This window comes from Desulfosporosinus sp., assembly GCF_014237355.1.
Classification (GTDB): Bacteria; Bacillota; Desulfitobacteriia; order Desulfitobacteriales; family Desulfitobacteriaceae; genus Desulfosporosinus.
Map to the genome: position 1 here is coordinate 1 of NZ_JABZFS010000014.1, position 19,742 is coordinate 19,742.

The 19,742-nt window shown below is 41.5% G+C and carries 16 protein-coding genes and 1 pseudogene; 1 reads left to right on the plus strand and 16 read right to left on the minus strand.

The features are described from left to right. The 11 genes and pseudogenes from HGJ98_RS02720 to HGJ98_RS02770 all read right to left on the minus strand — a co-directional run. Positions 1–238 (minus strand): annotated as a pseudogene (locus HGJ98_RS02720) (Fe-S oxidoreductase); the annotation flags it as partial. 217 nt (positions 239–455) lie between these two features. Beyond that, positions 456–1,286, minus strand: a complete 831-nt coding sequence (locus HGJ98_RS02725) for an alpha/beta hydrolase (protein WP_291349490.1) — start codon at positions 1,284–1,286, stop codon at positions 456–458. 20 nt (positions 1,287–1,306) lie between these two features. Further along, entirely contained in the window at positions 1,307–1,675 is a 369-nt protein-coding gene (ytxJ, locus tag HGJ98_RS02730; RefSeq protein ID WP_291349491.1) for a bacillithiol system redox-active protein YtxJ, read from the minus strand. A gap of 79 nt (positions 1,676–1,754) precedes the next feature. After that, a complete protein-coding gene (locus HGJ98_RS02735) occupies positions 1,755–3,818 on the minus strand; it encodes a transglycosylase domain-containing protein (protein ID WP_291349492.1) in 2,064 nt (687 codons plus the stop codon). 195 nt (positions 3,819–4,013) lie between these two features. Continuing rightward, complete coding sequence (locus tag HGJ98_RS02740) at positions 4,014–4,931, minus strand: DMT family transporter (RefSeq protein ID WP_291349493.1); 918 nt, start codon at positions 4,929–4,931, stop codon at positions 4,014–4,016. 176 nt (positions 4,932–5,107) lie between these two features. Next, positions 5,108–6,121 (minus strand): ABC transporter substrate-binding protein, encoded by a 1,014-nt coding sequence (locus tag HGJ98_RS02745; RefSeq protein WP_291349494.1) that lies wholly within the window; start codon positions 6,119–6,121, stop codon positions 5,108–5,110. 65 nt (positions 6,122–6,186) lie between these two features. Further along, positions 6,187–7,029, minus strand: coding sequence for an ABC transporter permease (locus HGJ98_RS02750; protein WP_291349495.1), 843 nt, complete (start codon positions 7,027–7,029; stop codon positions 6,187–6,189). Next, on the minus strand, positions 7,022–7,789 hold the full coding sequence (locus tag HGJ98_RS02755; RefSeq protein WP_291349496.1) for an ABC transporter ATP-binding protein: 768 nt from the start codon (positions 7,787–7,789) through the stop codon (positions 7,022–7,024). The genes HGJ98_RS02750 and HGJ98_RS02755 overlap by 8 nt, the downstream gene beginning before the upstream one ends. Positions 7,790–7,968: 179 nt before the next feature. Further along, positions 7,969–9,144, minus strand: a complete 1,176-nt coding sequence (locus tag HGJ98_RS02760; RefSeq protein WP_291349497.1) for a MalY/PatB family protein — start codon at positions 9,142–9,144, stop codon at positions 7,969–7,971. Between the two features lie 158 nt (positions 9,145–9,302). Continuing rightward, entirely contained in the window at positions 9,303–9,761 is a 459-nt protein-coding gene (locus HGJ98_RS02765) for a (2Fe-2S)-binding protein (RefSeq protein ID WP_291349498.1), read from the minus strand. 118 nt (positions 9,762–9,879) lie between these two features. Continuing rightward, entirely contained in the window at positions 9,880–12,129 is a 2,250-nt protein-coding gene (locus tag HGJ98_RS02770) for a molybdopterin cofactor-binding domain-containing protein (protein WP_291349499.1), read from the minus strand. 131 nt (positions 12,130–12,260) lie between these two features. Here HGJ98_RS02770 and HGJ98_RS02775 point away from each other — a divergent pair, with 131 nt between their 5' ends. Continuing rightward, positions 12,261–12,941 (plus strand): AIM24 family protein, encoded by a 681-nt coding sequence (locus HGJ98_RS02775; RefSeq protein ID WP_291349500.1) that lies wholly within the window; start codon positions 12,261–12,263, stop codon positions 12,939–12,941. Between the two features lie 416 nt (positions 12,942–13,357). Here HGJ98_RS02775 and HGJ98_RS02780 read toward each other — a convergent pair whose 3' ends face one another. From HGJ98_RS02780 to HGJ98_RS02800, 5 genes are all read right to left on the minus strand, one after another. Then, positions 13,358–13,879, minus strand: coding sequence for a 3-isopropylmalate dehydratase small subunit (locus HGJ98_RS02780; protein WP_291349501.1), 522 nt, complete (start codon positions 13,877–13,879; stop codon positions 13,358–13,360). Positions 13,880–13,894: 15 nt separating this feature from the next. Next, positions 13,895–15,181 (minus strand): 3-isopropylmalate dehydratase large subunit, encoded by a 1,287-nt coding sequence (locus tag HGJ98_RS02785; RefSeq protein ID WP_291349502.1) that lies wholly within the window; start codon positions 15,179–15,181, stop codon positions 13,895–13,897. A 271-nt stretch (positions 15,182–15,452) separates the two neighbouring features. Then, on the minus strand, positions 15,453–17,681 hold the full coding sequence (locus HGJ98_RS02790; RefSeq protein WP_291349503.1) for a YcdB/YcdC domain-containing protein: 2,229 nt from the start codon (positions 17,679–17,681) through the stop codon (positions 15,453–15,455). Between the two features lie 395 nt (positions 17,682–18,076). Beyond that, positions 18,077–19,243 (minus strand): DNA polymerase IV, encoded by a 1,167-nt coding sequence (gene dinB, locus HGJ98_RS02795; RefSeq protein ID WP_291349504.1) that lies wholly within the window; start codon positions 19,241–19,243, stop codon positions 18,077–18,079. Between the two features lie 42 nt (positions 19,244–19,285). Next, positions 19,286–19,597, minus strand: coding sequence for a hypothetical protein (locus HGJ98_RS02800; RefSeq protein WP_291349505.1), 312 nt, complete (start codon positions 19,595–19,597; stop codon positions 19,286–19,288). Positions 19,598–19,742 lie beyond the last annotated feature (145 nt).

A 19,742-nucleotide genomic window follows, 5' to 3' on the forward strand; every position in this document is an offset into this window, starting at 1 on the left:
CGATATATCGTTTATAGGCAGCCATAGCTATACCAATCATAGCTATAAGTCCAAACAAATCGAGCAGCAAACTTAGTACTAAATACTTCATTCCATAGTACAGCGGTATTCCAAAATGATCCTGAATCGCAATAACTAACGTTCCGAAGGTTAAGACGATAAATCCATAAAAAACCCCTAAATGCATAAAGCGGCGAAACGTCCCCCTGAAAACCCCTTTATCATGCCTAAAGATCATTGAAAAAAACATCCTAAATCTCATGCCCAAATGATCGTACTTAATAGGCCTTCCTTGTTTCCATCGCCTAACCTTTTTTGTAACCCCGATTATAAAAATGACGAAGGCTAGCAGAGCAAAACTATACATTAGGGACTTCCCGTCAATATTCCAATATAACTGCCTAGTCGCCTCCATATGAACACCTCAATAATTATTGTGAAAACTTATAAACATTCTATGAATAGTTTTCGAGCCATTTAACGATATAAGCTAGTACCTCATCTTTTTCTGGTTCATTATGAAGTTCATGATACAGGCCTTGCCAAAGCTTCAGAGTACAATCCATCGGAACCTGGCCAGCAAATTGCTTACTAGCTTCAGAGGAGGTTATACGATCAGCTTCACCGTGCATTAATAGCAAGGGAAGATCGAACTTTGCTGCATTTTTCAGCGCCCACCGCCCTGCGTGATCCATGGTCACAAAAAGACGAATGGAAATGCGGTTATGAACCAGTGGATCAGCTTTGTAGGCATCAACCACGTTTAGGTCACGGGAAAGTGCTTTTAAATCAAGCCCGCTAGGTAATGAAAAGGTGGGCCATAGTCTATTTAATAACCTTAATAGCGCTATAAGCAACCTAGGAGGTTCAACCGTTAACTTAAGCCATGGACTAGTAACAATCACTCCTGCAAATTCCGGTCGTCGACGCAGGACATAATTGAGAACTAAGTTGCCTCCTAGGCTATGACCATATAGAAAGGTAGGTAAGCCTGGGAAACGTTTAATAGATTCACGTCTAAAACGGTCGATATCGTCCAATAGCGTGTCATAGAAGGGCGTATACCCACGCCTGCCCAAGGATTTACCATGACCCCGTTGATCATAGGCCAATAAAACATAACCCGCTTGGGTTAAGTATTGTGCCATATTAACATATCGTCCGCTGTGTTCTCCTAAACCATGAATAAGGCAGATCACGCCTCGGGATTTAGTTGCTGGCTGCCACTCTTTAGCATAGAGTACCGTTCCACTATCAACGCTAAATTCAAATTCAGTATACTTCACGATCATCCACCCTTCATTGTTTAAAAGGCTTGATTAAAAGGGGATATTTCACCCTCTAAGGCTTTCTTAATATTGGTTTGGGTCACTGTCTGATGGGAAGTATGCCATAAAATCTGCCGATTACTTAAAAGCAATACTTGTGGGGATTGATGCTTTACTCCTAAAGTTTCAGCTAATTGGTTAGAAATTGATCGAGACTCAATTACCTTAATCATGACGACTAAGATTTCATCCGAACTTTCCTGAATAAAATCCTGAACCTCCTGCCAAGCCCTTGCACTCGTAGGACAGGCAGTGCTATGTTTAAAGATGATTATTTTGCGTAGACGGGATTCCTCTAGAATTCCCTCCAGATCCTGGGGACTATTAATTTCCTTGAACTCTGCCATGGTTTATTCTCTCCTTATCCACGAATATAGTATCGATACACAATTGATTATTCGTCTTACAACTCGCCTTTCTTAGACCCTAATCTTTATCTTTTCCCTTATCTTTTCCTTTGCCTTTTTCTTTGTCTTCGTCTTCGTCTTCGTCGTCAAACTGATCCTCATATCGTGATTGAGGATAAAAATTCTCTTTGTACCACTTGTATAGTTTATTGGAAAATTTATTTTGCTCAATATATTCCTGGGGAATTTCGAAGGGAACAACTGGGGTGGATTCTAGGGCTCGAGATAATATTTCCTTGAATACGACAGCTGGTTCAGATCCTCCTGAAGTTGTAAGGTAGTGATTGCGATCTGTGTTATCATACCCCATCCAAACCGCTGCCGTAAGTTCCGGTGTATACCCAACAAACCAAACATCTTTAACCCCTTTGCTGATACCTTTGAATTCCTCGGTATGGGGAAGCTCGACGGAACCAGTTTTACCCGCTGTCGGTCGAGAGAGATAGGCATTTTCCCCGGTTCCATTGATGACTACGTCTTGTAACATGAGGGTCATCATATAGGCTACGCTTGGAGTGGTCACTTGAACTGCTTCTGGTTGTGCTTGAAAAATTACCGTACCATCTTTGGTGGTTATCTTACTAATGGCATAGGCCTTATTCATAATCCCTAGATTGGCAAACATTCCATAAGCTTGTGCCATTTGCAGCGGGGTGACCCCTTTGGAAAGACCCCCGAGGGCTAAACTGAGGGTATGATCCTCTTCTTCTAAAGGAATTCCGCTGCGTTGAGTGAAGTCAACCCCACTAGCGATTCCAATTTCGTTCAATAACCAAACTGCAGGAATATTCCAAGAATGACGAACAGCCTCTTGCATGGTTATATATCCCCGATGTTGGTTGTCGTAATTCTTGGGAGCATATCCATTAATATTTAGCGGATGATCACTGACCATAGAATCCGGAGAATAGCCCTTTTCTAAGGCTGGGCCATAAACCGAAAATGGTTTTAAAGAAGAACCAGGTTGACGCTCGAGTTGGGTCGAGGTTGCATGATTCAAGCCACGGTATACTCTCTCCCCTCGATATCCTACTAATCCCCTGATACCTCCTGTTGTGTGGTCTATAATCACTACTCCGCTTTGAACAATTTGGTCGCGCGTTCCTTTGGGGAAATAATGGCTTTCCTCGTAGACATCTTCGGCTGCTTTTTGTACCAAAGGGTCCATCTGAGTATATATCTGAAGACCTCCATTTAAGATTTGTTCTTCTGTAAAGCCAATACGATCAATGGCTTCTTCTATGACATAATCAACATAGGGGGCATATTGACCTGAAAGATTCTTTAGAGACCCTTTTCTCAGAGTGATCGGTTGAACAACTGCTGTTTCGTATTCGGCAGCAGTTATATAATTCTGTTCTTTCATCAAGGTAAGTACCAGATTTCTTCGCTCTAACGACTTTTCTTTATTGCTGAGGGGGGAATAGTTAGTAGGTGCTTTGAGCAAACCAGCGAGCAAAGCGGATTCTTCTAAGGTTAGCTGCTCAGAATCTTTACCGAAATAGACTTGAGCTGCATTTTGCAGCCCCCAACGCCCTTCGCCAAAATAAATTTGATTAAGGTAGGCGACTAAAATTTCATCCTTATTAAGAACCGCCTCGATTTTTAAGGCATAGGCAGCTTCCTTGAGTTTTCGAGCAAGGGTTTTATCCGAAGCTAAAAAAAGATTTTTAGCTAATTGCTGGGTGATCGTGCTTCCCCCTTCAGAAAAATCGCCAGATATCACATCTCTATATAAAGCCCGGGAGATAGAGCGAAGATCGACCCCTTTATGCTCATAATAACGACGGTCTTCTACCGCAATAATAGCATTCTTCATGAAGAGCGGAATTTGCTGGTCAGTAATAGGTTCTATTCTTGAGGATGATAGTTGAGAAACCCGGTTACCTTTTAGGTCGTAAAGATAAGAGGGATGAGCCAGAGGAGTTTGTAGTTTACTTATATCTAATGAGGAAATGTAAATGGTGATTCCTCCGGTGGTCAAAATGATTAAGACTAATAAGATAATGCTTAATCGACTCCAAAGCTTAGGAAGTGCACCCGTTTTTGATTTTTGGAGTTGAAGTAAACTCGGTTTTTCCAACTGGGATTCCTTCTTTCTATCTCAGTCTTCGTACATAAAGATATAAACCTTACTATTATTGTACCACAGTGGATCACCAAAACAGTAACAACAATTGTTTTAGAGTCTAAAAGCAAGAGCCTTTTAGTCACCTTGAGGTGAGTAAAAGGCTTTGCTAAATCTTCGGTAAAAATACTGTGTCCTAGAGAAACCTCTCTAATTAGTTGAGGAATTTAACTGCTGGATTATTTTCGGAGCGGGAGATAGAACGGCTAAAATCCCTCCTATGACGACAAAAATCCCACCTACTGTTTGCATAAGAGTAAGATGTTCATTAAATATGAGAACGGCTAGAACAACCGTCATCACGGGTTCAGTCATACTTATAATTGACGCAGATGTGGCGCCTATACGCTTGATACCTTGAAAAAATGTCAGCATTCCGATTATTGTTGAGAACAGAATAATTCCACCAATTCCCATCCAGGTGCCCCAAGAAAGATTCCAAGTCAAACCACCGATTGGCAATCCGATAACCCCATAGGTAAGTGCAGCAGACGTGGAAATAATTGTCGTACTAACTAAAGGGGTTGTTGTTTCCAAGACTTTATTTCCTATCAATATATAAATCGCATAAACAAAGGCCGCTCCAAGGGCAAGCATAACTCCAACATAATTAATTCCATTAAAGGCCAATCCTAGAACTAAAACTAAGCCAAAGGTTGATAATATCAAGCCAATAAGTTTATAAATAGAGAACTTCTCTTGTTTCGTCAAAACCGCTAATACTGTGACAATTACAGGATAAGCATACAATAGTAACGCAGCTAAGGAGGCGGGAATGAATAGGACCGATGATATGTAAAGACCGGCCATCATAGAATATCCAACTCCACCCATGCCCCATAATACAAGCCAGGTTTTTAAAGGCAATCGTGGAAATCCTTCTCGGCTAATAATGATCGCCCAGAAAATAAGTGCTGCAATGGTAAATCTAAGAAATAAAACTGTAGAGAGACTAGCGCCTCCCACGAAGACTACTTTCCCTAAAATCGGATAAAAACTAAACCCCAAGGTGGAAATAAGGACTAAAAGTACGGCAAATCCAGTAGAATCTTTGTTAAGCTTACTCATTGATTTTCTCCCGCAGCAACGCTATTAAATTTTTTATGTGAATCATTTCATTAACTCCTCTTTGAGATCATGATTATTATATTATCTAGGATAGAAGAATTTCTGTCAATCAATTCTTACTAACTGAGAAGGGACCAGGCCGAGAGCCTGATCCCTAATGTTCAACGGTTAACGATTTACTTGATCGTCTTTATTGCGTTTTCTCCAAATTTAGTTGTTACTACCTTTTCATAAGGTGCGGTCTTATTAAGTTCTCCTGCATCCTTCATGATTTGTTGCAGAAGATAGAAATCGTTTTGGGTTAGAACCGGATCCTTCTTCCAAGAGTTCTGTTCCTTGTAACGCTTTACTGCACTGACGAGAATTTGATCGTTTTCATCCGGAAATTGAAGTTTAATAGCCATGGCAATTTCCTCAGGCGAATGACTTGCTACCCATTGCTGGCCTTTATAAACCGCATTCGTAAACTTCTGAATAAGCTCCGGATTTTTTTCAATCATACTCTTTTTAGCGAAATAAGCTGTATAGGGAATCTCGCCGCTATCCTTACCTAGGGAAGCTACGATATATGCCTTACCTTCTTTTTCCATGCTGGATGCCGTAGGTTCAAAGATAATCACATAATCCCCTTGTCCTCCAAGGAAGGCACCTGGCATAGCAGCAAATTGCATTGTGGTATCGATAGAGACATCTTTTCCAACCGTGAGACCGTTTTTACTCAACACATACTGCAGGACAATTGCGGGCATTCCGCCCTTACGTCCGCCAATAACATCTTTACCTTTTAGATCGCTCCATTGAAAATCAGGATCAGGGGTTCTACCCATCAGAAAGGTTCCATCTCCATTGGTCAGTTGTGCAAAGACGACAGCGTTGTCCTCTTTGCCTTCGTTGTAGACATAAACACTCGCCTCAGGGCCGGCAAAACCTATGTCAGCTTGGCCCGAAAGCACAGCAGTCATCACTTTATCCGCACCTTGACCATTTGTTAGTTCAACATCTAGTCCTTCTTCCTTAAAAAAGCCTTTACTTAAAGCTACATACTGTGGCGCATAAAAGATGGAATGTGTAACCTCGGACAGTTTAACCTTTGTAAGCTCGGGTTGTTGAGCAGTACAGCCTGATAGCACTAAGGAAACTCCTAGAATCAGCGCAGTAAGTACTAGCATAAACCTATTTTTCTTTCTCATTATGAGGATCCTCCTTCTTTTGGTGAGTATATTTCACATATCACATATTACTGGAAAGTAGCTTCTTAAAACTTATTTTTCACGAGTACCTTTTCAAGGTAAACCACCCCCTGGTACATAACAGTCGCTGCCACACCCAAGATGATGACACTAGTCATAACTAGGTCCAATTTGAAAACTTGCCCTCCGTATACAATGAGATAGCCCAACCCGGCTTTAGATACTAAAAACTCACCTACAATAACCCCCACCCAGGATAAACCAACATTAATCTTAAGGGCATTGATAATAGTAGGGTAGGACGCAGGCAGTAGAACCTTCGTGAGAACTTGGAATTTTGTGCCGCCAAATGTTTGAACAAGCTTAATTTTTTCTTGATCTGTCGTTAGAAATCCATTTAAAACCTCTAAAACAGTGACTATAAGAGAAATGGCTAACGTCATTACGATGATGGCTGCAGGTCCTGCACCAATCCAAACTATAAAAATTGGTCCAAGGGCGATTTTTGGCAAGCTATTAAGAACGACTAAATACGGTTCCAAAACCTTACACAAAAATTCAGACCACCATAACATAATTGCAATCAACGTGCCTACTAGCGTTCCTAAAACAAAACCAACGAAGGCTTCTAAACAAGTAATTCCAATGTGGTGAAACAGCATACCATCTTGATACAAATTAACCATTGTAGCAAAAACTCTTGAAGGTTGGCTTGTGATAAAAGGATCGACGATTTTAGCATTAGCACATAGTTCCCAAAGTAACAAGGCGATTCCGAAAATCAATAATTGTATGAGTCGAACAGATATCTTTTCCATTCGAACCTTGTGTAAGTAATCTTTGTGCTCTTGAGAAATGTCTAAGCTTTGATCCATGTGAATGTTTCTCTTTTCCTGAAGATTAGACATGGACATCAAGCCCCTTCCAAATCTCTTGAAAATAATATCTGAACTCTGGTGTTTCTCGAGTGGATAAGGGGGTTCTATTATCATTGTTGAGATTGATTTCATAGATTTCTTTAACTGTACCAGGACGTTTCGATAATAGAACAACTCTGTCTGACATGCTGATACTCTCGGAAATGTCATGGGTAACCAAAAGTGCAGTTTTATTTTCTTTTTTGATAATGCTATAAATATCATCATTGACAACCAACCTAGTTTGATAATCCAAGGCAGAAAAGGCTTCATCTAATAACAGGATTTGAGGATCCGTTACTAGCGTCCTGATAAGAGCGACTCTTTGTCTCATTCCACCCGAAAGCTGATTGGGATAGTTATCTTTGAATTCGTAAAGTCCATATGTCTTAAGGAGAGCTGCGGCGCGGTCCTTCGCCGCTTTAGTAACACTTTTACGTATTTCAAGACCAAGCATGACATTTTGATAAATGGTCCTCCAATCAAAAAGATGATCCTTTTGTAACATGTATCCTATTTTCGGAGACGTCCCCGTGACCTTTTCTCCAGATAACAAAACCGTTCCAGAGGTTGAGAAAATTAGCCCGGAAATAATTGATAATAGGGTGGACTTACCACAACCGCTTGGGCCAACAATACTTACAAACTCCCCATCTCTGACTGAAAAATTAATGTTTTCCAAAGCCGTTATTTCCCCATTTAAGGATTGATATTTCATTCCAACATTCTGAACTTCTACGACAGGTTTCAATGGCATCCCCCCCTACACGCATCATTATTTTTAATAGTGTATTGGGAGGGATCTTAATCGGTGAGCAATTCGTAAATTTACCAAATCAAAAGGTGATTTGAAGAACGTAAAAAACTCCTGAGTCTAAGAATTTTGAAATTCTAAGACTCAGGAGTTTCATAGGATCTAATGACCATTCGCTAGGCCAATTCACCAATAGCAGCTCTAATGCGTTCAAAACCTTCTTCAAGGACTGAACGAGAGCAACCAATATTTAGCCGGGCAAAACCTTCTCCGCCGGGACCGAAGTGAAAGCCAGGATTTAGACCCACTCCTGCCTTGTGTACAAGGAAGTTTTGTAATTCACGAGGTTCCATTTTTAGCTCTCGAAAATCCAACCACACTAAATACGTTCCCTCAGGCTGAATCATCTTAATCTGTGGGAGTTCTTGGGCGAAGGATGTCTTAAGGAATTCCACGCTCTCCTTCAAATAGTGCATTAGCTGATTCAACCAGTCTCCGCCCTCCCGATAAGCTGCTTCTAAAGCAGTTATGCCAAACACATTGGGATTATGAATCCCAGTCAAGTCGCGTGACGCTTCATAAGCTTGACGATACTCGGCGTTTGGAATGATTAAATTCGAAGTCTGTAAACCAGCTAAGTTAAATGTTTTGCTAGGTGCAGTACAAACAATCGATTGCAGGGCTAACTCTGGGGAAAGTGAAGCGAAGGGAATATGGTGATACCCTTCGTAGATAAGATCACCGTGAATTTCATCTGAAATAACTATGACTTTATGATCCAGGCAGAGCCGACCTAAACGATTAAGTTCTTCACGCTCCCAAACCCTCCCCACGGGATTATGTGGGTTGCATAAAATCATCATCTTAACACCGCTTGAAAACTTCTCTTCTAAATCCTCGAAATCCATGACATACCGCCCATGTGCGACCCTAAGTTGACTATTAACAACCTCTCGACCATTATTTTTAATCGCTTTGTAAAAGGGCGGATATACCGGGGATTGAATCAGGATTTTATCCTCAGGCTTAGTCAAACTACGTACCAATTCATTTAATGCAAAGACAACTCCTGGGCTAAATGAGATCCAATCTCGCCGTATCTCCCAACTATGGCGATCACGCAGCCAAGCAATGAGGGCCTCGTAATAACCATCCATTCCATTAGAATAACCAAATATCCCATGCTTGGCACGGTCAACCAGGGCTTCTACAACAGCTTCGGGTGCTTCAAAGTCCATGTCCGCAACCCACAACGGCAAAACGTCCTCGCAACCAAATATCTGTTGATTAAAATCCCATTTTACTGAACAAGTCTGACGACGATCAATAATCCGATCAAAATCATAGTTCATATTGATTCTCCTCTTAAAGCAACTCAAAGGCTGTGTCATCCTGAAAGAGATCTAGATCCTTAGCTATCGCTCAGGATGACGATCTGGGTTATGGCGTGTCAAAAAGGACCGCCCCCCTGACACGTTTGGCGTGTCGCGGGGACGGTTCTTTTACACGCTTAATCTTGTGTAGCAGCTTCTTGAATCGCCTGCACTATTTTGTTATATCCGGTACATCGGCATAGATTACCGGCAATTGAAGTTTTAATCTCATCTTCAGTTGGATGAGGATTGACCATCAAAAGTGCCTTGGCCGACATCAACATTCCTGGTGTGCAGTAACCACATTGGATAGCGCTATTTTTAATGAAAGATTCTTGGAGTTGGTCCAATTGTCCATCCTTTTCTAAGGCTTCGATTGTGAGGATCTCCTGCCCTCTGATCTGAGGCACAAAGACTAGACAGGAATTTACAGCTTTACCGTTCATGAGTACGGTACAAGATCCGCACTCCCCTTCACCACAACCCTCTTTAGTTCCTGTTAACCCCAATTCCTCTCTTAATAGATCAATTAACCTCATGGTCGAAGGAACATTCATATTATGTTCTTTTCCATTAATCTTAAACTCAATTTGCATGATTTCCACCTAACTCTCTGCTATTCAAGCTATTCATCCACGTTTATGACTCTCCTCAAAACCGTGGTTCTAAGTTTTACAGACCCCTTATATGTCCATCGAACCCCCGAATCTCGAGCTACTTGTTCAAAACAGCTAAGATCTTCTCTGGTGTGAGAGGCATGTTTGACATAGAGGTTCCAAGTGCGTGATTAACGGCGTTGACTATGGCCGCAGCAACTGGAACAAAGGCAATCTCTCCAATGCTTTTAGCACCATACGGCCCTTCATCTCCACCTTGCTCAATTAAGAGGGTTTTGACTTTGGGCATGTCCGGAGCATTAAGAACATGATAATTTTTAAAGCTGCTACTTAGGATACTACCATCGTTCCCTACCTTGACTTCTTCATATAAGGCGTAGCCGATTCCCATTTGTACGCCGCCTTGGATCTGTCCTTCGACCATCCCAGGATTGATTGCTTTACCTATGTCATGAGCCGCCAGATAATCGAGGACCCTAACCCTTCCCGTTGCAGTGTCAACTTCTACCTCTGCAAAATGCACTGCATAGGCGCCAGGATTCGATGTCCCATGATAGGTATGAGTAACGACAATGTCCGTATTGTCCTTAACTTTGGCAGTTGTTGCAATGTCGCGATAACTTATTGAATTCTGCTCGTTTCCTAATACCCACACTCTCCCATTTTTGCACTCTAGATACTGCTTAGGCTTTTGCAAACTATAAGCCGCACATTCTAACAATTTCTCTTTTACTCGCTTTGCAACTTCAAAGGCGCAAGCACCACATATATAGGTTACTCTGCTTCCATAGGAGCCAAAATCATAAGGACCGTATTCTGTATCAGCTTCTAAAACGGTAATATTACTAAGATCAATATCTAAAACCTCTGCAGCAATTTGTGTGATCGAAGTAATCGTTCCACATCCTAACTCATGAAGACCGGTATTAAGAATGAAACTGCCATCCTCATTCATTTTAAGGGTCATCGTACTATGCTCAGGAAACCCACCATACATACCGTTTTTATGGGCTGCACAGGCTAATCCCACTCCTCTGCGAAATCTACCTTGATCTAAAACCCTAGTAAATCGTTCACTCCAACGAAAGGCTTCAGCACCTTTCTCCAGGCACTCGATCACTTGGGCATTGCCTAGAGAAATATGCGAGGATTTGTCGAAGTCATAGGGATGGACAAGGTTTTGTCGTCTCAATTCTACAGGATCCATAGAAAGCTGTTTAGCTGCAGCGTCCATATGAATCTCTATGGCCGTCATGATTTCTGGGGCTCCCCATCCTCGGGCTCCACCTGCAACCGGCGTATTAGTGTAGACTGTCTTACCCGAATGTTCATAGTAAGGGATTCTATACAACTTACAGATCTTTTTGGACATTACATAGGTATTGTCAATGGAACTGGTCGCATAAGCTCCAGCATCTACAATAGTCTCTACACTGCAATCCACAAGAATTCCCTCTTTAGTAACCTTGGTTCTTATTCTGGAGGACGTGGCCGGTCTAGTCATCGTAGAGATAATAGTATCTTCCCTCGTTAAAGTCAATTTGACAGGGTGCTTAACCTCCTTAGCTAAAAAAGCAGTAATCGGTTCCAAGATGGTTTCTTGCCTTCCGCCGAAGGATCCGCCCATGGGTACTTTAATAACTCGTACTTTGTTATAGCTTAATTCTAATAAATCTGCGACAATTGTTCTCACCCCAAAGACCCCTTGACAAGCCGCCCAAAGAGTCAGCTTTCCAGAGCTATCAAAGTCCGCCAGACAGACATGGGTTTCCATTGCCGCATGATGCACTTTTTGAGTATTGGTTTTAGTTTCAATATCAATGCAATCATCAGGAAGTGGAAGCTGCTCACCTAGTTTAAGTTGGTATTGATGAAGCAAATTCCCTTCGGGATGGATTTTTGTTTCCTGGTCATCCAGGGCTTTCTCAGGTGTACTTAGAACAGGCAATGCTTCATATTCCACTTGAATTAGTTCAATGGCCTGCCTAGCAATCTCCTTGCTGACAGCCACCACAACCGCCACTCGATCCCCTACGAACCTTACTTTCTCAGTTAAGAGGCGCTCATCTTCTAAGCAATACTCTTGGTCAGGTATTATTCTATAGCGACTGTAGGTTTTCTTGGGCGTATTCAAATGTGTAAAAACTCGAATAACCCCTGGGAGATTTTCTGCTTTGCTAGGGTCAATTCTAGTAATGAGCCCATGGGCAATTGGACTTAAGAGTAGTTTGGCATATAACATCTTTGGCAGCTTCATGTCACTTAAGTATTCTAAACTTCCTCTGACCTTTTGCGTTGCATCATGAATTGGATAAGTTCGTCCTACATAGTTTAAGTCCTTTTTCAATTACTCTCACTCCCTCAGCTTTTGACACTTATGTATACTACATCGGATTGTACTATTAGCCCTTTTGTTATATATTTTAAATATCTACCGGAATACTTAAAGAGACTATAAGTAATAAGGAGGCAATGCAGGTGTTTAAGTTTAATGTAGAGGAAGAGCTAAGCTGTAAAATAGAAGGTACTGGAAAGTTTATTGCAAAAAAAGGGGCCATGATTGCCTTTAAAGGGAACTTTAAGTTTGACAAAATGTTGCTTGGCCCAGACAATGGCGGAGGATTAATGGGCTCTCTCTTAGGTCTGGCAAAAAGATCACTAACCGGGGAAAACATTGAACTCATGACCGTTGAAGGTTCAGGCATTATATATTTAGCCAAAAATGCTTATCATGTATCAGTTTTCGAACTTGAGCCAGGGGATTGCTTATCCGTTGAGAGTGAAAACCTGCTCGCTTTTCCTACCGAGCTTAAATACGATGTCCGCTTTGTAGGGAGTGGAGTATTATCACAAAAAGGATTAGCATCCACTGTCCTGACCAACATTTCTAACCTGCCTCAACAAGTTGCCGTAATAACCGATGGTAATCCTCTCATGCTTGAAGCACCCTGTGTTGTTGATCCTGATGCTGTCGTAGCTTGGACAAGCAGCCCTAATGGCGGTGGAGATCCAAGTGTGGCCATGAATAACTTTAGCTGGAAAACAGCGATTGGACAAACTTCTGGGGAATCCTATCAGTTCCAGTTTAATCAAACAGGCCAAATGGTTCTTGTTCAACCATCGGAGAGATTATCAGGATTAAAAATTAGTGTTGATTGATTGCTGTCATGTTCATTTTTAATTATAGCATTAATTGTCACTTCTAAGTGTACTAGATACTATTCTAAGAACATAATCTTTCGATCCTTTGGATAATATCGAATTTTCGAGACACCCCTTCATTAAGAAGGGGTGTTTAATGCTAGGATCTCATCTCTAAACCTAAATCGTACCTTCATTGGGGCTAAATCTTAAAAAAAGCCGAGGCTGCGCCTAGGTCCTTTGTTAAGGAACCATCCATATAAAACGAAGTATCCTGTCATTCTGAACGTAGTGAAGAATCTATCCCGCTTTGTACCAAAACTCGGGTAAATAAGATTCTTCGCTGTGCTCCGTTAAACTTGTACTTTCTGATCTATCAAAAAAGGCACTGAGACCAAAGTCCCAGTGCCTTAAGCATAACTACTATTTTTGAATCAATAGTTTTTATCTGCGTAACCAACCCAGCCGCCTTCTTTGACAAGGGTCTTGTCAAACTCGCCGACACTAAAACCAATTTCTTCTGATTGGTCTGATGAAGTTACAATAATTTTATTATTATCAATATCAATGGTTATTGAGGTATCTTTCCCAGCGTAGTTCTCAAAAAGATATTGGATCTTATCTGTTGGCAATTCTATAGCGAACATGCCGCAATTGTACATATTCTGTCTGAAGATTCTTGCGTAGCTTTCAGCAATTACGACATTGATTCCGTTCACTTCTAACGCCCATGGAGCATGCTCTCTGGAGGAACCACAACCAAAATTAGCTCTTGTTAGAATCACAGCTTTGTCCTTAATATCTTCATTGCTAAAACCACCAAGAGTCAAATCCTCTAATAAATAAGGTTTCAAGGCCTCTTTAGTGATTTCAGTAAGATACCGTGCCGGAATAATTTCGTCTGTATTAATATCGCTTCTATCTAGGAATAAGACTTTTCCACTAAATTCTTTCATTTTTCCCTCCTGTGCTTATGCTTTATATAACTGAGAATTTGTTATTTTTCCTTCAAGGGCAGAAGCTGCAGCGGTAGCAGGACTCATAAGATGAACTGTACCGCCTTTCCCCATCCTGCCATTAAAATTACGGTTTGTTGTGGAAGCACAGGCTTCACCATTGGCTAGGACCCCATTACTCATGCCAAGACAAGCTCCGCAGGTTGGGTTTGTAACGCAAAAACCAGCATTCTGAAAAATCTCGATGATTCCTTCTTTTAAGGCCATGGAATAAATATCAGGCGTTGCAGGGCTTACAATGGCACGTACCTCATCACTGATCTTTTTATCCTTTAGGATACTTGCAGCAATTCTCAGATCTTCTATACGACCATTGGTACAACTTCCAATATAAACCTGATCAATTTTTGTATCTGACATATCATTGACTGTTTTAACTTGGTCTGGTTTGTATCCGAAAGTAACCATTGGTTCTAAATTCGTAACATCATATTCATATACCTTTTCATAGGAAGCATCTGCATCGGAAATCCACTTTGAGTATTCTGTCAAAGCGTCTTCTTTTGTATTAAATTCGTCTTTAATGAATTCCCAAAGGTATTCGACGGTTGTCATATCCGGATAGCATATACCACAAGTACCTCCGGCTTCAATAGCCATATTGCACAATGTCATACGTGATTCCATTGACATGGCATCGACAACTGGTCCCGTAAATTCTATGACCATGTTTGTTGCACCGTTTACAGTCAATTCTTTAATAATGAAGAGGATCAGGTCTTTTGCGTAAACACCAGGTTTTAAGGTGCCATTAAGCACAAATTTAATTGTTTTAGGAAAATGGAAGGCACATACACCCTTTAGTATACCTACTTCAAGGTCAGTCGTTCCGACACCTGCGGCAAAAGCTCCAAAGGCTCCATGAGTACATGTGTGGGAATCCCCCATAATTACTGTATAACCTGGTCTGACGAATCCTTTTTCCGGAAATATTGCATGACAAACACCATTTCTTCCAATGTCAAAAAAATCTTTAATACCATGCCTTTTAGCCCAATCCCGTAGGATCTTTCCCTGTTCGGCAGTTTTAGAATCTTTTGCAGGTGTGACATGGTCTATGACAGCTTTTATTTTCGTGGGGTCAAAGACTCTGTCCATTCCTCTTGCCATAAGATCTGTGATTGCAATGGGTGTGGTAATTTCGTGACAGAAAACCCTATCCAATTTTAAAACATGCGTATCAGGAAACGGCATGTTTACCCTGTGTGCATCAAATATTTTCTCAGCTATTGTTTTTCCCATTTTTATCTCCTTTTTAGCGAAGTCTCTCGTTTAAGCCAATTGTGTAAACCTTCTACTCTATTCTATAACAAATTCTTGTAGGATAAAAGTATATAATTACACTCTTTTAAACTCAACTTGGTCGTACCAGTTGGACTTTATAATAACATCAATCATCTAACATTCAAGTGTTACCTTTTTCCATTGATGGATTTACATGATCCCAGGTTTAAAAAAGTACAAGTCCCCTCGAGACTATGTTCCGAGGGGACTTGCACTTTGATGGAGAATACTAATTACTCCAACCTAACGCCCTAAACAGTGCGGTTGCAGCTTCAGCACGGGTTACTGTTTCGCGTGGGGCTAATAGTTCCCCCTCTACCTTAATAATCCCTGTACTGCTGGCTATGGCGACATAGCCACGAGCATCCGAGCTGATTTGGTCAGCATCTTTGTAGCTAACTTGATAGATATCTTTGAGTTCTGCTATTTTATTCAGCTGAATATAGCGCAGTAAAATTTTTGCTAAATATTCACGATTTACAGGATCGCCAGACTTAAGGTCTTCCTTCAACCAGCCTAGCTCTTTGGCCTTACTGATAACTTCTTTCTCCGTGAGGTCAGTGTTTCCCCATACTCCAAATCGGCTAAGATACATGGCACGCATCATAGAGTCAACACTTATCTTCTCAAGAGGTTTAAAGCTGTTCCCATAATCACCAAATAACCCAGCTTGCCCAAGAGCTGCAATCTCTGCTGCTCCGTTAACCCCAGTCAAATCCGTAAAACTAAATGGTTTTGGCCCCTTTTCAACTGGTTGTCCCTGATAATCAAGCAATTCTCCGCTTTTGGCGTCCAAGATGTTGGAGGCTTGGATACTGCGGTCTTTGACGATTGGCAAATAGACTAACCGTAAATCACCCGGCATTCCATTGGTATAGATACGAACATAGGTGAGGGTTAAAGGACGTATCTTAAGGAAGGACTCTACAGCCTTATCTTTGCTGAGAATTCCAGAAACGCTAGGCAGATCATATTCAGACCAGTTCAGTTCAAAATTTGTAACTTTGCCGGTGACAGGATCGACGTTGACAATCATTCCATTTTCCGGAAAATCAATCCCATTGACCACTCGTTTATAAGAGAAGGCCTGATTATTCCATGGTTCCGGGTTCATTTTACTGGACATTTCTATTTCTGGGTCTAGTACAACCTGAGTAAATCGCTCGGGTTGAACCTTTTTCAGGAACTCCTCAGCAAGATTTTGAGCGGCTGCTCGGTCAAATTTCATTTCAGTCTTGTCGTTCGGTTGAGTAGAGAAAGAAAAACCATATAGTTCACCAGTTGAAGCGCTGACTCTTGCACTCAGGTATTGAGGATGTCCTTGCTCTTTATTGGGCGTCATATTACTCCAGTCAAAGCTCCAGATACGCTTGTCAGTACTGCGCCATTCCTTACCTAGATTTGCACTGCGTAACGTTAGATTTGTAGGAATCTCAATCCAGCGCTTGACCGCTGCAATCGCCTCATCCTGTTTAAGAAGCTTGGCCGTGCGGTCCACTTCTTGTTGTTCCTGAGGGGTCAGAACTGGGACTGTATCATTTGCTAATCCAGACCTTGACTCCTTAGCACTTCCCATTCCCCCAACGCCGTAAGCATCAGTGGCCAGCCATTCTCCTGGATTTAGTTGAAGTGGTTTACCCGTTAAGGCATCGATTGCCCCTCCACTATTATCTCCTTTTAATCGATAGACAAGCTTTGCTTCCTGCTTTTGCCCAACAGTCAGAGGTCTATAGTAGGATGGAATCCAGTATTCCAGTTTAAAAAATGGTGCCGCAGTGAACGCCTGCTGCGCCTGCTCAATACTAATTACACCCTTTGCATCAGGCGCCTTCACGTCATTCCAGTTGAGATTGTACGAAGTAACGTGACCATAGCTACTTGAAACTTGCACATTAACTCCATTGTTGAGGAAGGGTACACCGTTGATAAGCCGCTGATACTGAAACGAATAATTAAAGGGCCCATAACTTAAGGGTACGATCTCTAACTCATTAGGAATTAAGCGTAATTCCTCAGTTCGCTTTCCAATTAAACGACTTAGTAATTTCTCGCTGATTTCTTGCGCCCTCGCTTTAGAAATGGTCGGGACCGATGGACTATTGGCTAATTGATCTTCATTTTTCCAATAGTTCATACTTACAATATCCCCATTTAGGGCGTTTACCTCTGCTGCGAACTCTCCTGGTCGTTCCGCTGTACCATTCCAACGTAAAGCCCAAACATGACGATCATCGTATGTATTGTAAGAAGAGCTAAAATCTGTGTATTCACTTGGAACATCGAAGTTCGTCTTAACGATTTGAATTGCTTTTTCTAGGTTCACTGCTTGAATAGCTAAAGTCCCGACAGCTGGAAATGCACTAGTTTCTCCTGCTAAAGCTAAGGGCGCAGAAGTCGCTGGTACTAGTAAACAAGCGACAACAATCCCAGCCAGGAAAGAACGCCAATTCTTTTTCATTCTATTATCTACCTCCCAAATTCGTGGTTCGATGTTCGATATTCGTAGTTCGAACTTGAATAGATTCTTTTGATTAGGGGGAATTCATGAATTGCCCCTACAGGTTGCTACTATTATGTTCTCGAAAGGTCCCTCCTTTAACTTCTATTTTTTTCTCTCGGCACGCTAAAGCCATAAAGACTGGAATGGTGTGCATGTAAATGTTACCTATTACCTATAATTATAGACGCAGTTGGGCCGTGTTTCTGACAAAAAAGTTATCGACATTATTATGTATAATTCTATGATCATCGCTTTCTGCAGATACTTACTTGAAAATTTACTCCTATGGGCGTCTAGGCGTCTATAAGAAATAGGCCATCTGCATAAAAACGCAAATGACCTACATCAATTATTCACAAAAGTCTAGCTCTTGTAATACTTTGCTCACCATACTTCTCCTTTACTAAATCAAGGACCTTAGTGAGATTTTCGCGTTCGAGCTGAGGTTCCTCAAATAAGGACAATTGATTTTGTACCTGATCAGTCAGGTTAGATAAGGTAATACCAATTAATCTCAGGGGCTGTTTAAGGGATAACTCTCGTAACAAGCTACAGGCTTCTTGATAAATCACATCATCCAGGTCTGTAGCCAATGGCAGTGTGCGGGAACGGGTTAACGTTTGAAAATCTGCATACCGCACTTTTAAGGTCACGGTTTTTCCTTTGAGAGACTCTTTACGTAAGCTCCGACCCACATCGACGGCTAGCTTCAATAAAGTCGTCTCCAAAAGATCATAATCACCAATATCCACTTCAAACGTGGTCTCACGACCGACTGATTTAATGACGCGATCACTTTCCACGGGACGATCGTCAATTCCCTGAGCTAACTGGTAAAGCTGGCTGCCCAAAGATCCAAATAGCTTAGTTAAGGATATCAATTCCAGTCTGCGTAAGTCCCTTACAGTTTTAATCTTATGAATATGCAATTTCTCTGCGGTCTTTGCTCCTACCCCCCAGATCCTCTCTACAGGCAAAGGATCAAGAAACTCCTGGATTTCATTGGGTTGCACAATGACAAAGCCATTGGGTTTTTTAAGGTCTGAGGCAAGTTTCGCTAAAAACTTATTGCAGGCCATGCCTACTGAAGCAGTTAAATTTAATTCCTGTTGGATGCGTTCTTTTATCGTTAGCGCAATTTTATCCCCAGGACCAAATAAGCTCGTAGAACCAGTAACATCCAAAAAGGCCTCATCCAGAGAAATAGGCTCAACCATGGGGGTATACGTCAAAAATATTTGCCGGATTTGCGAAGAGACTTCACGATATTTCCGTCCATTCACCGGCAAGAAAACTGCTGACGGACAACGTCGCGCAGCTTCAGCAATAGGCATTGCTGAACGTATCCCATAGTTACGGGCTTCATAAGATGCCGCAGAAACTACACCCCTGCTATTAGGTCTGCCCCCAACAACGACAGGCTTTCCCATTAGGGTAGGATCGTCTCGCTGCTCGACAGAGGCATAGAAAGCGTCCATATCTACATGTAATATCTTGCGATGGTTTGTCCAAACATCCATGGTTTCCTCATAGAGTACAGATTTTATAACAGCCTAGGTTGCTTATTCTTCCGCTTCTTCTTTCATTGGACAAGAATTAGTTAAATCAATGTCGGCCGACACTTCTTTCCAAGGTGCTTCTTGGATATTAACATTTTCCAAAAGAAGAATGAGATCTGATCTACCGAAATAAGCGGGCTTTCCTTGGGGATCTAACGTCATAAGAACAACGGGTATACCTTTAAATACTGGGAGCAACCCTTTGATAACCATGGATGCGTTAAACGAGTTTTGGAATACAGTCGGTTGAACAGAAACAACGGCAATGGTTTTGCCTTGTTCTGTTACAACAGCACTTTCAAATTGAGTGTTCAAGAATTTCATCTCCTAATTATTAAAATCTAAAACTATATAAAGAATTCGACAAACCTTCGAAAAATCCTTTAAGGAACCCTTGGCTGGCGCCCACGAGGTCTGCCCTAAAATAAGTTTAGGTTAATGTCATCCTGAACGATAGCGA